The organism is Variovorax sp. 160MFSha2.1 (genome assembly GCF_048305075.1).
GTDB lineage: Bacteria > Pseudomonadota > Gammaproteobacteria > Burkholderiales > Burkholderiaceae_C > Variovorax > Variovorax guangxiensis.
The window spans coordinates 6,247,626-6,261,461 of sequence record NZ_CP157624.1 but is presented as its reverse complement, the minus strand read 5'-3'; the positions used below and the strand labels follow the sequence as shown (position 1 = coordinate 6,261,461).

The window sequence follows — 13,836 nt, the reverse complement described above, 5'->3', positions numbered from 1 at the left end:
GGATCCCTTCATCAAGGAGTTTTCCATGGGCTTACTCGACATCCTCCAGCAGGCCATCGGCAACAACGATGCCGAAGCCCGCCTCGACCAAGTCGCGCAGCACGCCTCCACCGGCGAGCTGGGCGCGGGGCTCGCGGCCGCGATGCGCTCGGACCAGACGCCACCTTTCGGCGACACCGTGGGCCAGCTCTTCGGACAGTCGTCGCCCTCGCAGCAGGCCGGCGTGCTCAACCAGATACTGGCCACGCTCGGGCCGGCAGCCGCCTCGGCGCTGGCCGGCGGCGTGCTCGGACGCATGCTGCAGCCCGGCCAGACGCAGATCACGCCCGACCAGGCCTCGCAGCTCTCGCCCGCGCAGGTGACCGAGATCGCCGCGCATGCCGAGCAGCAGCACGCCGGCGTGATCGACGAGGTAAGCAGGTTCTACGCGCAGCACTCCGGGCTCATCAAGACGCTGGGCGGCGCAGCCATCGCCATAGCGCTGGCGAAGATGAAGGAGAACGCCACGCGCGGCTGATCAGCCCGCGGAAGCGTTATCTCCGCCGCCCATCACCTTGTAGAGCGTGATGCGGTTGCTCTGCTCCGACAGGCGCAGCGTGATGAGCGTCTGCTGCGCGGTGTACAGCGAGCGCTGCGCGTCCAGCACCTCCAGGTAGCTGTAGCTGCCGTTGCGATAGAGCGCCTGCGACAGCGTGAGGCTCTTCTGCGTCGCGTCCACCAGCGACTGTTGTGCCGCCAGTTGCTCGCCCAGCGAACCGCGCACGGCCAGCGCGTCGGCCACTTCCTTGAACGCGGTCTGCACGGTCTTCTCGTAGGTCGCGAGGTCGATCTCGCGCTGCGCCTTGGCCGAATCGAGGCTGGCACGGTTGCTGCCGGCGTTGAAGATCGGCAGGCTGATCGAGGGTGCGAAGCTCCAGGTGCTGTTGCCGCCCTTGAAGAGGCCCGATAGCGCCGTGCTCGACGAGCCCGCGCTTGCCGTGAGCGAAATCGTCGGGAAGAAGGCCGCGCGCGCCGCGCCGATGTCGGCGTTCGAGCCCTGCAGTGTGTGCTCGGCGGCCAGCACGTCGGGGCGCTGCTGCAGCAGCGTCGATGGCAGGCCGGCGGGCACGTCGACCAGCGCGCTGGCCGTGGCCATGCCGTCAGGCGGCAGCAGTTCGTCGGGCACGGTGGCGCCGGCCAGCAGGTCGAGCGCGTTGCGGTCCTGTGCCACCTGCGCGGTGTAGCTGGCCACGTCCACGCGCGCCGAATCCACCGTGGTCTGCGACTGGGCCAGCGCCAGCGCGGTGCTGGCGCCCAGCGCCTTCATGCGGCTGGTCAGCTCGTAGGAGCGCTGCTGGCTCGCGAGCGTGCTCTGCGCTAGCTTCAGCCGCTCGTTGTCGGCGGCCAGCGTGAGCCAGGCCGAGGCGACCTCGGCCACGAGGCTGATGCGCGTGCTGCGGGTCGTGGCCTCGGTCGACAGGTAACTCTGCAGCGCGGCCTCGTTGAGGTTGCGCACGCGGCCGAACAGGTCGAGCTCGTAGCTGCTGAAGCCCAGCGCGGCGGTGTAGGTGCTGCCGACGGACGATTCGCCGCTGCTGCTCGTGGACGCCGAGGTGCGCTGGCGTGTGCCGCCCGCGGTGGCCGCGACGCTGGGGAACAGCTCTGCGCGCTGCACGCCGTACTGCGCGCGCGCCTTCTCGATGTTCTGCAGCGCCACGCGCAGGTCGCGGTTGTTGGCCAGCGCGAGCTCGATGGTGCGGTGCAGGCGCTCGTCGGTGATGAAGGCCTGCCAGCCGGTGCCGGCGGTGACGGAGGCCTCGTCCGCCTTGGCTGCGGCCGCGGCCGGCCATTTGGAGGGAACGGGCGCCTCGGGCCGCGAGTAGGTGGGCGCGAGATTGACGCAGCCGGCCAGCAGCGCGGCGAGGGCGAGCGAAGAGAGTCTAAAACGAAGGGATGTCATGGCTTTCATGCCTCGGGCTGCGCGGTCAGCGTGAGTGCCGCCCCGGGTTTTTTCTTGGGCGCGAAGAAGCGCCTGATCACGACGAAGAACAGCGGCACGAAGAAGATGCCCAGCGCAGTGGCCGTCGCCACGCCGCCGAGCACGCCCACGCCGATGGCGCGGCGGCTGCCCGAGCCGGCGCCTGTGCTCAGCGCCAGCGGCAGCACGCCGAACATGAAGGCCAGCGAGGTCATCAGAATGGGCCGCAGCCGCAGGCGCACCGCCTGCAGCGTGGCCTCGACCAGCGCCATGCCCTCGTCCTGCAGCTGCTTGGCGAACTCCACGATCAGGATCGCGTTCTTCGCCGCCAGCCCCACGGTGGTTAGCAGCCCCACCTGGAAGTACACGTCGTTCGACAGCCCCGCCAGCCTGGTCGCCAGCACCGCGCCCAGCACGCCCAGCGGCACCACCAGCATCACCGAGAACGGCACCGACCAGCTCTCGTAGAGGGCAGCCAGGCACAGGAACACGAACAGGATCGACACCGCGTAAAGCAGCGGCGCCTGCGAGCCCGACAGGCGCTCCTGGTAGGAGCTGCCCGCCCACTCGTAGCCGATGCCCTGCGGCAGCTGCTTCATGATGCCTTCCACCGCGTTCATCGCCGTGCCCGAGCTCACGCCCGCGGCCGGGTCGCCGATGAGTTCGAAGGACGACATGCCGTTGTAGCGCGACAGCTGCGGCGAGCCATAGGTCCAGCGGCTGCTGGCGAAGGCCGAGAAGGGCACCATCTCGCTGTTGCCGTTGCGCACGTACCAGCTGTCGATGCTGTCGGGCTGCATGCGGAAGGGCGCGTCGGCCTGCACGTAGACCTTTTTCACGCGGCCGTTGTTGATGAAGTCGTTCACGTAGCTGCCGCCCATCGCGCTGGAAAGCGTGTCGTTGATGTCCGAGGTCGACAGGCTCAGCGCCGCGGCCTTGCGGTCGTCGATGTCGATGGCGAACTGCGGCGTGTCGTCCAGGTTGTTGCTGCGCACCTGGCTCAGCGCCGGGCTCTTGCGCGCCAGCGAGAGGAACTGCTCGCGCGCCTGCACCAGCGCCTCGTGGCCGATGCCGCCCAGGTCCTGCAGCTGCACGTCGAAGCCGGCGTTCGAGCCCAGGCCGCGCACGGCCGGCGGCAGCATCACGAACACGTTGGCGTTGCTCGTGCGCGCGGCCATGTCCACGGTGAAGCGGCGCGCCAGCGAGGCGGCGTCCTGCGCCTTGCCGCCGCGCTCGCTCCAGTCCTTCAGCGTGATGAAGGCGTTACCCGTCGCCTGGTCGCCGCTCAGGCCGGTGAGCGTGATGAAGTGGGCCACTTCCTTCTGCGAGCCCAGGTAGGCCTCGAAGCTCTTCATGGTCTGCTGCAGCTGCTCGTCGGTGGCGCTGGCGGGCAGCTTCACCTGCGCCATCAGCGTGCCCTGGTCCTCGTCGGGCAGGAAGGAGGTGGGCAGGCGCATGAAGACCACGCCCAGCACGGCCACCAGCAGCGCATACACCAGCAGGCTGCGCTTGCCGCGATGCAGCAGGCCGCCCACGCCCGAGCGGTAGCGGTCGGCGTTGCGCTCGAAGTTGCGGTTGAACCAGCCGAAGAAGCCGCGCTTTTCCTGGTGATGGCCGGCCTCCACCGGCTTGAGCAGCGTGGCGCACAGCGCCGGCGACAGCGTGAGCGCCACCAGCACCGACAGCAGCATCGACGCCACGATGGTCACCGAGAACTGCCGGTAGATCACGCCCGTCGAGCCGCCGAAGAAGGCCATCGGGATGAACACCGCCGACAGCACCAGCGCGATGCCCACCAGCGCGCCGGTGATCTCGCGCATCGACTTGCGCGTGGCCTCCTTGGGCGAGAGCCCTTCCTCGGTCATCAGCCGCTCGACGTTCTCCACCACCACGATGGCATCGTCCACCAGCAGGCCGATGGCCAGCACCATGCCGAACATGGTGAGCGTGTTGATCGAATAGCCCATCAGCGCCAGCACGCCGAAGGTGCCCAGCAGCACCACCGGCACCGCGATGGCGGGCACCAGCGTGGCGCGCAGGTTCTGCAGGAAGAGGTACATGATCAGCACGACCAGCACCATCGCCTCCACCAGCGTCTTGGCCACTTCCTCGATGGAGATGCGCACGAAGGGCGTGGTGTCGTAGCCCACCACCGCCTTCATCTGGTTGGGGAAGAAGGGCCCCAGCTCCGCGAGCTTGGCCTTCACCGCGTTCGACACCGTGAGCGCGTTGGCGCCGGTGGCCAGCTTCACGCCCATGGCGGCCGAGGGCTTGCCGTCGAAGCGGCTGGCGATGGTGTAGCTCTCGCTGCCGAGCTCGATGCGCGCCACGTCGCCCAGGCGCACGATGGCACCGCTGGAGTCGGACTTGACGATCACCTCGCGGAACTGCGCGGCGGTGCGCAGCTTGCTGCGCGCGGTGATCGTTGCCGTGAGCCGCTGGCCCGAGGCCGCCGGCAGCGCGCCGAGCTGGCCGGCCGACACCTCGGTGTTCTGGCTGGTGAGAGCGCTCGTCACGTCCGAGGGCATCAGCGAATATTTCTGCAGCTTGGCCGGGTCGAGCCAGATGCGCATGGCGTAGCCCGAGCCCAGCGTCTGCACGTCGCCCACGCCGTCGATGCGGCTGACCACGTCGAGCAGGCTGCTGGAGATGTAGTCGCCGATGTCGGTGGCCGAGGCGCTGCCGTCCTCGGAGACCAGCGAGACGATCATCAGGAAGTCGGTGCCCGACTTGGTGACCGTCACGCCCTGGCTCTGCACCGACTGCGGCAGCTGCGACTCGGCCTGCTGCAGCTTGTTCTGCACCTGCATCTGCGCCACGTCGGCGTTGGTGCCGGCCTCGAAGGTGAGCTCGATGCGCGCCGTGCCCGACGAGGTGCTGCTCGACGACATCGACACCAGCCGGTCGAGGCCCTTCATCTTCTGCTCGATCACCTGCGTGACCGAGTCTTCGATGGTCTTGGCCGACGCGCCTGTGTAGGTCGCGTTGATGCTGACCTTGGTGGGCGCGATGTCGGGGTACTGCTCCAGCGACAGCGTGCCGATGGACATCGCCCCGGCCAGCATGATGACGATGGCGATGACCCACGCGAAGATGGGCCGGTCTATGAAGAAGCGTGCCATGCGCGGGCCTCCTCAGTGCGCCGTCGCAGTTGCCGCCGCGGCCACCGTGGTGGCGTCGGCCGCAACGGGCTTCACCGTGTCGCCGGGCTTCACCCTGAGCGAGCCCTCGACGATCACGCGCTCGCCCGCCTTCAGGCCCTCGGTCACCTGCCAGCGGTTGCCGACCGCGCGCGACACCTTCAGCGCGCGCTTCTCGACCTTGTTGTCGGCCGTGACCACCAGCGCCGAAGCGTCGCCGCTGGCCGTGCGCGTCACGCCCTGCTGCGGCACCAGCAGCGCCTGCTCGGCCACGCCCTCTTCGAGCACGGCGCGCACGTACATGCCGGGCAGCAGCGTGCGTTCGGGGTTGGGCACCAGGATGCGCAGCGTGACCGCGCCGGTGCTTTCGCTCACCGTGACGCTGGAGAACTGCAGCCGTCCGGCATGGGCGTAGGCGGTGCCATCTTCCAGCAGCAGCTTCACCGAGGCTTCGCCTCTTTCGCCTTTCTCGCCGCCGCTCTTGAGCGTGCCGGCCGCGAGTTCGCGCTGCAGCCGCAGCAGCTCGGTGGTCGACTGCGTCACGTCGACGTGGATCGGATCGAGCTGCTGCACCGTGGTCAGCGCCGTGGTCTGGCTGGCCGTGACCAGCGCGCCCGGCGTGACCGTGGAGGCCTCGATGCGTCCGGCGATGGGCGCGGTGATGCGCGTGAAGCCGAGGTTGATGCGCGCCGTGTCGAGCGCCGCGCGGGCCACGCCCAGGTCGGCCTCGGCCTGCTGCAGCGTGGCCTGGCTGTCCTCGCTGGTCTGCTGGCTGACGGCCTCGATCTTCGCGAGCTCGGCGTTGCGGCGCGCCGTGACCTTCGCGGCGTTGACCGTCGCTTCAGCCTTCGCGACGCTGGCCTGCGCGCTCGCGTAGGCGGCCTTGTAGGTGGCGGGGTCGAGCTGGTAGAGCACCTGCCCGGCCTTGACCAGCGCGCCTTCCTCGAAGAGGCGCTGCTGCACGATGCCGCCGACCTGCGGGCGGATCTCCGCGCTCAGCCGGGCGCGGGTGCGGCCAGACAGTTCGGTGGTCACGGGCTGGTTCTGGGGCTGCACCGTCACCACGCTCACCTGAGCGGCGGGGGCGCCCTGGGGCGGGGCGGACGATGAAGAAGCGGATGAGCCGGAGCATCCCGCGATGGCGCCCAGCAGGCCAGCGGCCAGGGCGCACGCGAGGCCGGTGCGGATGAAGCGGGAAGACATGTTCAGAGGGGTTCCAATCAGGTTGGAACCCATGGTCTTCAGCGAATGTGGAGCCAATTTGAAGGTCCCCGGGCCTGCGCGGCCATGGGACGGCATCTGGCTTATCTTGTGGGCCTTCATGAAGAAGATCAGCATCACCACCAAGCTCTTTCTTGCCGTGCTGGCCACCGCCGTGCTGGCAGTGGTCGCGATGGGCGCGGCCTCGCGCTGGAACTTCGAGCGCGGCTTCGTCGGCTACCTCAACGAGCAGGGCTTGGAGCGGCTCGACGCGGTGGTGCCCAATGCAGTGGCTGCCTACCGCGAGCACGGCAACTGGGACTTCCTGCGCGACAACCCTCGCCCCTGGTTCGAGATCATGCGGCCCGCGCCTTCCGTTCTCGGCGATCACTTCGAGCCGGGGCGCTCGCCGGCGCTGGTGTCGGACCTGACGGGCGCCGTGCTGCGCATTTCGCTGCTCGACACCGACAGGCGCGTCATCATCGGCTTCAGGGAAGTGGGCAAGGGCGCCGTCGAGCGCGCCGTGGTGGTCGACGGCAAGACCGTGGGCTGGGTCGCGATGATGCCCTTCCAGAGCGTGAGCGAGGCCGGCGACCAGCGCTTCCAGCAGAACCAGCTGCGCGCGAGCTGGGTCATCGGCAGCCTCTGCGTGCTGCTGGCCGCAGGCATCGCGTGGTGGATCGCGCGGGTGCTGCTGGCGCCCGTAAAGCGTGTGGCCGCGGCCACGCACCGGCTGGCGGCGGGCGACTACGCAAGCCGCGTGGCCGTGGCCTCGCAGGACGAGGTGGGGCAGCTCGCGCGCGACTTCAATTCGCTGGCCAACACGCTGCAGCGCAACGAGCAGATGCGCCGCGAGTTCATGGCCGACGTGTCGCACGAGCTGCGCACGCCGCTGGGCGTGCTGCACGGCGAGCTGGAGGCCATGGAAGACGGCGTGCGCCGCCTCGACGCGCAGGCCGTGCGGTCGCTGCAGCACGAGGTCGGCATGCTCAACCAGCTCGTGACCGACCTCTACGACCTGTCGATGGCCGACGTGGGCGCACTCGCGTACCGCAAGGCCGACGCCGACGTGCGCGAGCTGCTGGAGCCGTGCGTGGACGCGTTCCGCGAGCGGCTCGCCTCGGCGGGCCTGCGGCTGGATCTGGCGCTGCCGGCGCAACCGCTTTCGGTGTTCGCCGACGAGCGGCGCATGCACCAGCTCTTCAGCAACCTCGTGCTCAACAGCTGCCGCTACACCGACGCGGGTGGCGTGCTGCGCATCGAGGCACGGGAAGAAGGCGGCGAGGTCGCCATCGACTTCATGGATTCGGCACCGGGCATCGACGCGGCGCTGCTGCCGCGCCTGTTCGAACGCTTCTTCCGCGGAGAGGGCTCGCGCAACCGCGCCAGCGGCGGCGCGGGGCTCGGCCTGGCCATCTGCCGCAGCATCGTGGAGGCGCACGGCGGCACCATCGAGGCCAAGGCCTCGCCGCTGGGCGGCGTGTGGATCGCGATCCGCTTGCCGAAGGTTTGAGGAGAGGAGAACGAGGAAGATGAACGACACCCCCGGCGCGGCCGCCCCCGCGCACATCCTGATCGTCGAGGACGAGCCGCGCATGGCGGCCCTGCTCGCCGACTACCTGCAGGCCTCGGGCTACAGCTCGCAATGGCTCGCCAACGGGCTGGAAGCGGTGCCGGCGGTGAAGGCACGCCGGCCCGACCTGGTGCTGCTCGACGTCATGCTGCCCGGCCAGGACGGCATGAGCGTGTGCCGCGAGCTGCGGCTGTTCAGCGATGTGCCCGTCATCATGCTCACGGCGCGCGTCGAGGAGGCCGACCGCCTGATGGGCCTGGAACTCGGCGCCGACGACTACATCTGCAAGACCCCCTTCAGCCCGCGCGAAGTGGTGGCGCGCGTGAAGGCGCTGTTGCGGCGAAGCGGCTACGCCGCGCGCGGAGCCTCGTCGCCGCTGCAGATCGACGAGCAGGCCTACAAGGCCTCGCTGCACGGCAACCCGCTGGGGCTCACGCCCATCGAGTTCCGCCTGCTGAAGGCCCTGGCCGACGCGCGCGGCCGCGTGCTCTCTCGCGACAAGCTGCTCGACCACGTGCACGCCGACCAGCGCGCCGTGACCGATCGCGCGGTCGACAGCCACATCAAGAACCTGCGCCGCAAGCTCGATGCGGTGGGCGAGGGGCAGGAGCTGATACGGTCGATCTATGGGGTGGGGTACAGGCTGGATCTGCCCTGAGCCGGTGGGGCCGTCGACTCAGGCGCGGAAGGCTCGCCGCACTGTGTCGATGACGTACCTGACCTCGTCGTCGTCGAGCATCGGGTAGAGCGGCAGCGCGATCGAGCAAGCGGCCAGCTTCTCGCTGTTCGGAAGGCTGCCGGTGCCGTGCCAGGGGCGCAGCGCCTCGTGGCGGTGCAGCGGTTGTTCGTAGTAGGCGCGGCTTGCGACCCCGGCATCGGCCAGCCGTGCCGCGAAGGCCTCGCGTTCGCGCGCACCTTCGAGTCCGACGACGAAGTAGTTCCACGCATGGCCCACCGAGGCCCGTGGCAGGCGCATCGGCAGGTCCGCCCAGGCCGCGAGGTAGCGCGCGGCGATGTCGCGCCGCCGCTCGATGTGCCGTGCGAAATCGTCCAGCGCGGCATTGAGCAGACAGGCCTGCAATTCGTCCATACGGCTGTTGTGGCCCAGGCAGTGGTGCAGGCCGTCGTCGTAGCCGTGGTTGCGCAACAGCCTTGCCTTGTGCGCGCGCTCCGGATCCCTGAAGGCCAGCGCGCCGGCGTCGCCGGCGGCGGCCAGGGTCTTGGTGGGATAGAAGCTCATCGCCGCGGCATCGCCCCAGGTGCCGGCGTTGCCGGTGCGCGCGCCGTCGGTGGCGTGGGCGCCGAGGCATTGCGCCACGTCCTCGATCAGCAGCAGGCCTTCGCTTCGGCAGTAGGCGGCCAGCTCGGGCAGGCCGCTCGCGTCGCCGAAAAGGCCGACTGCGAGGACTGCGCGCGTGCGAGGAGTGCGGGCGTTGCGGAAGTCTGCGAGCGCGGGCAGGAAATCGCCGGGTGCGCTGTCGACGAAGACCGGGCGCGCGCCGGCTGCGATCACCGCCTCGGCGCATGCGACGAAGGTGTAGGCGGGCAGCAGCACTTCGTCGAGCGCATCGCCTCCGCCCGCGCTTCCGACGCCCAGGCTCTTGAAGGCCAGCAGCAGCGCCTCTGAGCCCGACCCTACGGCCACGGTCTCGCGGCCGTCGAGCAGGTCCGACAGACGCGTCTCGAAAGCCCTGGCCTGCGGCCCCAGGATGTAGACGCCGCTGCGCAGCACCGCGGCCAGCGCCTGCGACAGCCGCGCCGCTTCCGTTTCACCGGCCGTGGCGGGCCGGAACAGCGGAATCTTCATGCGCGCAGCACTTGGCAGGCCCGCGTCACCGCCGCGAGGCCATCGGCACCCGAGGCGATGCGGCTGGGCCGGCCCAGGATGGCATTCCTGAAGCCCTGGTACTGCCGCGCGAGGGCGTCGTCGCCGTTCGCCTGCGAAGAAGAGCGCGCGTCGGCGCGAAGGTCGAGCAGATGTTCCCGGCTGGCCTCGAACAGCTGCAGCCGGGCGCTCGCCGTGCTGCCGTATCCGCTCTCGAAGTCGGCGACCAGCGTGCCCAGCCGCACGCGCGCCCGCACGTTCTGCTCGCCGATGTGCCGTTCGAGCACTTCCATCGGCGTCTCCGGGGGAACGGCGCACAGCCAGGCGAACAGGTCGAGGTCGTGCACCATCAGGTCGAGCACGCTGTCGGAGGCCGCTGCGGCGCGGGTCGAATAGCGGCGAAACCGCATGAAGGCGCGCGAGCCCTGGCGGTGCCTTGCCGCCGCATGCCGCAGCCGGCCGAGCACGGTGGCATCGAACACCGGGTTGAAGCGCTCGATGTGACCGGTGGCCAGGGTGACGCCGCATTGGAGCGCAGTGCGGATCATCAATAGGCCGTCGTGCCGGTCCACGCAAAGCGGCTTCTCGACCAGCACGTGGCAGCCGCGGCGCATCAGTGCGAGCGCGAGGCCGGCATGCGCGTCGTCGCTGGCGGCGATGGTGGCCGATTCGATGCCGGGCGGCAGTTCGTCCAGGCTGGACATCATCGGCAGCATGGCGAGCTCGTCGGCAATGCGGGCCGACGACGAGCAATCCACCAGGGCGCTCAGTCGGAAGCCGTCGAGCGCCAGCAGCTTGCGCGCGTGCACGCAGCCGAAGCGGCCCAGGCCGACCACCGCATGGGCCAGGGTGGCGTCGTCGAGCGCGAGCGGGGCGGCCGCATCGGCTGCGATGGCGATCGCGCTGTCGTCGCTGGCAAACGTGGTGAAGCTCATCGAGGTGCGCCGCGCAGCCGGTCTGCCACTGCCTGCAGATGGGCACCCCGGATCACGTGCCTGTAGACGCCCTCGGCCACGCGCTGCTCGCCGAAGATCTCGAAGGCCGGCTTGGTCGCGGACGGCTCCGATTGCTCGTAGCGCGTGGGCTGCGCGGCGAACAGGCATTCGCGGCCATAGGCCTGGGCGCCGAACTCGGCGATGAAGCCCGCCAGCTCCTTTTCGAGCTGGCCGCCGAAGCTGCGCGCGTAGCCGTGCATGTCGTCGAGCTTGGCCTGCAGCTCGCGCTCGTCGAGCTCGACCATGACGTGGCGCTCGGCCGCCATCCGCGCCGGCGGGCTGGGATGCCCCACGGTGGGATAGCCGAACGAGACGACCGCGCGGCCGCGTGCCGACGCGTGCGCGGCGACCTGGTTGGCCAGCAGGCGGCACAGGTCGTGCGACGGGTTGTAGTCCTCGGCCTCGTCGGCGACGAGGCATTCGATGCCCTGCTCGACGACGTGCGTGGTCAGTGCCTCGACCCATTGCGTGAACAGGCTGGAGTCGCCTTCGAGCAGCGAGCGGTAGATGTCGGCATCGGCCACCGGCTGCACCACGCCGGGAATCCAGTTGGCGCCTGCCTTCGAGAGGTTGTCCACCGTGGGCTCGAGCCGAGGCACGCCGGTCGATCCGGCGCCGTTGGTCAGCACCACGAAGTCGGGCCGCTCGTTGCGCAGCCATTTCCACAGCAGCAACTCGTGGCCCGAGTGGGCGGCGATCACAAGCGATTTCATGAGCGGGGCTCGTTGGGCTGCACGAGGGTGGAAATACGGCGCAGCGGGCCGGTCACGCGCCACGAGCGGCTGGCGTAGACCTCGCGCAACTGGGCCTGGAGCTGCGCGAGCTCGGCGCGCGCCTGATGGGTCTGGTGCTGGGCTTCGGCTGCGCGTGCATCGGCGTCGGCGCGCGACTGTTCGAGCTGCCGCTGCGTCTCGGCTTGCCATTTCGCAGCTTCCGCCTGCTGCCGGACGGCCTCCACCTGAAGCTGTTCGATCCGTGCCTGATACATCTGCTGATGTTCGTTGAAGGACTGCTGCATCCACGCGACCTGTTGGTGCAGGGACGCGATGCTCAGGTGCGCCGCCGACGGATAGCCCCGGCGGACCCAGTCTCCGACGTAGCGCGCGGCTTCGTCCGACCGCTGGCCCGCGGGCACTTCGATCACGGGGTGCTGCCGCACCATGCGCCGCACGCAGTCTTCGAGCGCGCCCAGGGTGACGTCCAGGCCGCCGGTGGAGCGCATCCAGCCGGCGGCCTTGGCCGCGTCTTCCGAGTCGTAGCGGTCGAGCTCGGCGCCAACGTTCTCGCGCGTGATGGGGCGCACCAGCAGTGCCCGGCCGAAATTCCAGCGTCGCGAATGCTCCACATTCGCCGCGGTCACCATTTCTCCCATGCCCCAGACCGGGTCTAGCACCATCACTGCATTGCCCGTGCACAGCGCCTCGGTGGCACAGCGGCCCTTGCCGAAGACGATGTCGTAGCGCCCGAGTGCCTCGGCCGGATCGGGCAGGTGGTTGCCCGTGCCGCTGCCGATCACATCCAGCGACAGCCCGCGTTGCACGCAGGCGGCGCGGATTTCCTCGAGCTGGTCGTTGTGGGAGGCGTAGTTGCTGAAGACCAACGCCGTTCGGGGGCGGGAGGGCAGCTCGCCACGCCTGGGAAAGCGTGCAAGGTCGACGCCGTTCTGGATCAGTTCGATGCGTTCGCGCTCGATGCCGAACTCATGCACCAGCCGTTCCGCGCAGTTCTCGTCGACCGCCACGTGGCGCACGACTTGCGCGAACTGCGCCGGGCGCCCGTGGTCGTCGCTGCGGTCGTGGCAGATCGTGATGACCGGCACGTCGTGGAAGTGCATCAGTGCGCGCACCGTCTCCTGGTGCGTGTTGCCGACGATCGCGTCCGGCCGCGCGCCGATGTCGACCAGGTCGGTGACGCAGGCGATGGATGCGAAGCGCAGTTCGTTCGCCATGTCGCCGAAGGCCGTCGCGAAGACGGTGACGGCGTGTCCGCGGCGGCGCAGCCACATCGCCAGGTCGCGCGTGAACATCTCCGCGCCCGTGCGATGCAGCAGATAGCACATCGCCAGCAGGATGTGCAGGGGCTTGCCGGACTGCGTGGAGTCCGGAGTGGAGGCGCCCTCCGGCGGGGTCAATCGAGCGCCGGCGCGCCGGCCAGAACGTGTCCTGCCTGCTGATCAGCGTGATAGCTGGACCGCACCATCGCACCCACCGCCGCGTGGCTGAAGCCCATCCTATAGGCCTCTTCCTCGAACATCTTGAAAGTGTCGGGATGCACGTAGCGGCGCACCGGCAGGTGCGAGCCCGACGGGGACAGGTACTGGCCAATGGTCAGCATGTCGATGTCGTGGGCGCGCATGTCGCGCATGACCTGCAGGATCTCTTCGTCGGTCTCGCCGAGGCCGACCATGATGCCGCTCTTGGTCGGCACGTTGGGATGCAGCGCCTTGAACTTCTTCAGCAGGTTCAGGCTGAACTGGTAGTCGCTGCCGGGGCGCGCTTCCTTGTAGAGGCGCGGCGCGGTTTCCAGGTTGTGGTTCATCACGTCCGGCGGCGCGGCCTTGAGGATCTCGAGTGCGCGGTCGTCGCGGCCGCGGAAGTCGGGCACGAGGATCTCGATCTGCGTCGTGGGCGAGAGCTCGCGGATGTTGCGGATGCAATCCACGAAGTGCTGGCTGCCGCCGTCGCGCAGGTCGTCGCGGTCCACGCTGGTGATGACCACGTACTTCAGGCGCAGCTTGGCGATGGTCTTCGCGAGGTTGATCGGCTCGTCCTTGTCGAGCGGGTCGGGGCGGCCGTGGCCCACGTCGCAGAACGGGCAGCGGCGCGTGCACTTGTCGCCCATGATCATGAAGGTGGCCGTGCCCTTGCCGAAGCATTCGCCGATGTTGGGGCAGGAGGCCTCTTCGCAGACGGTGTGCAGGTTGCTCTCGCGCAGGATCTGCTTGATCTCGTAGAAGCGCGTGGTGGGGCTGCCGGCCTTGACGCGGATCCAGTCGGGCTTCTTGAGCACTTCGCCGCTTTGCACCACCTTGACGGGAATGCGCGACAGCTTGGCCGCCGCCTTCTGCTTGGCCAGGGGGTTGTAGGTTTCGGCGCTCTGGGCCTCTCTCACTACGGGGGCGGGGACGACTTCGGTGGTGCTCATTG

11 protein-coding genes are annotated in these 13,836 nt (G+C 69.3%); 3 read left to right on the top strand and 8 right to left on the bottom strand.

The window, feature by feature from the left end; genetic code table 11:
- Positions 1-25 precede the first annotated feature (25 nt).
- The gene (locus ABL838_RS28870; RefSeq protein ID WP_418123086.1) at positions 26-517 is read left to right on the top strand and encodes a hypothetical protein; all 492 of its coding nucleotides are present in this window, start codon (positions 26-28) and stop codon (positions 515-517) included.
- Here ABL838_RS28870 and ABL838_RS28865 read toward each other — a convergent pair whose 3' ends face one another.
- From ABL838_RS28865 to ABL838_RS28855, 3 genes are read right to left on the bottom strand one after another with little or no spacing between them, the layout of a single operon-like run.
- Entirely contained in the window at positions 518-1,948 is a 1,431-nt protein-coding gene (locus ABL838_RS28865) for an efflux transporter outer membrane subunit (protein ID WP_418123084.1), read from the bottom strand.
- Positions 1,945-5,079, bottom strand: coding sequence for an efflux RND transporter permease subunit (locus ABL838_RS28860; protein WP_418123082.1), 3,135 nt, complete (start codon positions 5,077-5,079; stop codon positions 1,945-1,947). The genes ABL838_RS28865 and ABL838_RS28860 overlap by 4 nt, the downstream gene beginning before the upstream one ends.
- A 12-nt stretch (positions 5,080-5,091) precedes the next feature.
- A complete protein-coding gene (locus tag ABL838_RS28855) occupies positions 5,092-6,300 on the bottom strand; it encodes an efflux RND transporter periplasmic adaptor subunit (protein ID WP_418123081.1) in 1,209 nt (402 codons plus the stop codon).
- 118 nt (positions 6,301-6,418) lie between these two features.
- Between ABL838_RS28855 and baeS the strand changes: the two genes are divergently transcribed.
- Entirely contained in the window at positions 6,419-7,810 is a 1,392-nt protein-coding gene (baeS, locus tag ABL838_RS28850; RefSeq protein WP_418123079.1) for a sensor histidine kinase efflux regulator BaeS, read from the top strand.
- Positions 7,811-7,829: 19 nt separating this feature from the next.
- Positions 7,830-8,528, top strand: coding sequence for a response regulator (locus ABL838_RS28845; protein ID WP_418118196.1), 699 nt, complete (start codon positions 7,830-7,832; stop codon positions 8,526-8,528).
- Between the two features lie 18 nt (positions 8,529-8,546).
- Here the strand turns inward: ABL838_RS28845 and ABL838_RS28840 are convergent, their stop codons facing one another.
- Genes ABL838_RS28840 through lipA form a run of 5 tightly spaced genes read right to left on the bottom strand, consistent with a single transcriptional unit; the run spans position 8,547 to position 13,834 of the window.
- Positions 8,547-9,677 (bottom strand): DegT/DnrJ/EryC1/StrS family aminotransferase, encoded by a 1,131-nt coding sequence (locus ABL838_RS28840; protein ID WP_418123077.1) that lies wholly within the window; start codon positions 9,675-9,677, stop codon positions 8,547-8,549.
- Positions 9,674-10,630 carry a Gfo/Idh/MocA family protein gene (locus tag ABL838_RS28835; protein WP_418123076.1) on the bottom strand — a complete coding sequence of 319 codons (957 nt, stop codon included), beginning with the start codon at positions 10,628-10,630 and terminating at the stop codon, positions 9,674-9,676. The genes ABL838_RS28840 and ABL838_RS28835 overlap by 4 nt, the downstream gene beginning before the upstream one ends.
- The gene (locus tag ABL838_RS28830; RefSeq protein ID WP_418123074.1) at positions 10,627-11,403 is read right to left on the bottom strand and encodes a hypothetical protein; all 777 of its coding nucleotides are present in this window, start codon (positions 11,401-11,403) and stop codon (positions 10,627-10,629) included. Before ABL838_RS28830 ends, ABL838_RS28835 begins: the two co-directional genes overlap by 4 nt.
- On the bottom strand, positions 11,400-12,821 hold the full coding sequence (locus ABL838_RS28825; protein ID WP_418123073.1) for a glycosyltransferase: 1,422 nt from the start codon (positions 12,819-12,821) through the stop codon (positions 11,400-11,402). The genes ABL838_RS28830 and ABL838_RS28825 overlap by 4 nt, the downstream gene beginning before the upstream one ends.
- Positions 12,818-13,834 (bottom strand): lipoyl synthase, encoded by a 1,017-nt coding sequence (gene lipA, locus ABL838_RS28820; RefSeq protein WP_418123071.1) that lies wholly within the window; start codon positions 13,832-13,834, stop codon positions 12,818-12,820. Before lipA ends, ABL838_RS28825 begins: the two co-directional genes overlap by 4 nt.
- Positions 13,835-13,836: the final 2 nt, after the last annotated feature.

Excerpts from the sequence above, each read along its gene's own strand:
- ABL838_RS28870 (WP_418123086.1), top strand. The coding sequence starts at position 26 with ATGGGCTTACTCGACATCCTCCAGCAGGCCATCGGCAACAACGATGCC.
- ABL838_RS28865 (WP_418123084.1), bottom strand. The coding sequence starts at position 1,948 with ATGAAAGCCATGACATCCCTTCGTTTTAGACTCTCTTCGCTCGCCCTC.
- ABL838_RS28860 (WP_418123082.1), bottom strand. The coding sequence starts at position 5,079 with ATGGCACGCTTCTTCATAGACCGGCCCATCTTCGCGTGGGTCATCGCC.
- ABL838_RS28855 (WP_418123081.1), bottom strand. The coding sequence starts at position 6,300 with ATGTCTTCCCGCTTCATCCGCACCGGCCTCGCGTGCGCCCTGGCCGCT.
- baeS (WP_418123079.1), top strand. The coding sequence starts at position 6,419 with ATGAAGAAGATCAGCATCACCACCAAGCTCTTTCTTGCCGTGCTGGCC.
- ABL838_RS28845 (WP_418118196.1), top strand. The coding sequence starts at position 7,830 with ATGAACGACACCCCCGGCGCGGCCGCCCCCGCGCACATCCTGATCGTC.
- ABL838_RS28840 (WP_418123077.1), bottom strand. The coding sequence starts at position 9,677 with ATGAAGATTCCGCTGTTCCGGCCCGCCACGGCCGGTGAAACGGAAGCG.
- ABL838_RS28835 (WP_418123076.1), bottom strand. The coding sequence starts at position 10,630 with ATGAGCTTCACCACGTTTGCCAGCGACGACAGCGCGATCGCCATCGCA.
- ABL838_RS28830 (WP_418123074.1), bottom strand. The coding sequence starts at position 11,403 with ATGAAATCGCTTGTGATCGCCGCCCACTCGGGCCACGAGTTGCTGCTG.
- lipA (WP_418123071.1), bottom strand. The coding sequence starts at position 13,834 with ATGAGCACCACCGAAGTCGTCCCCGCCCCCGTAGTGAGAGAGGCCCAG.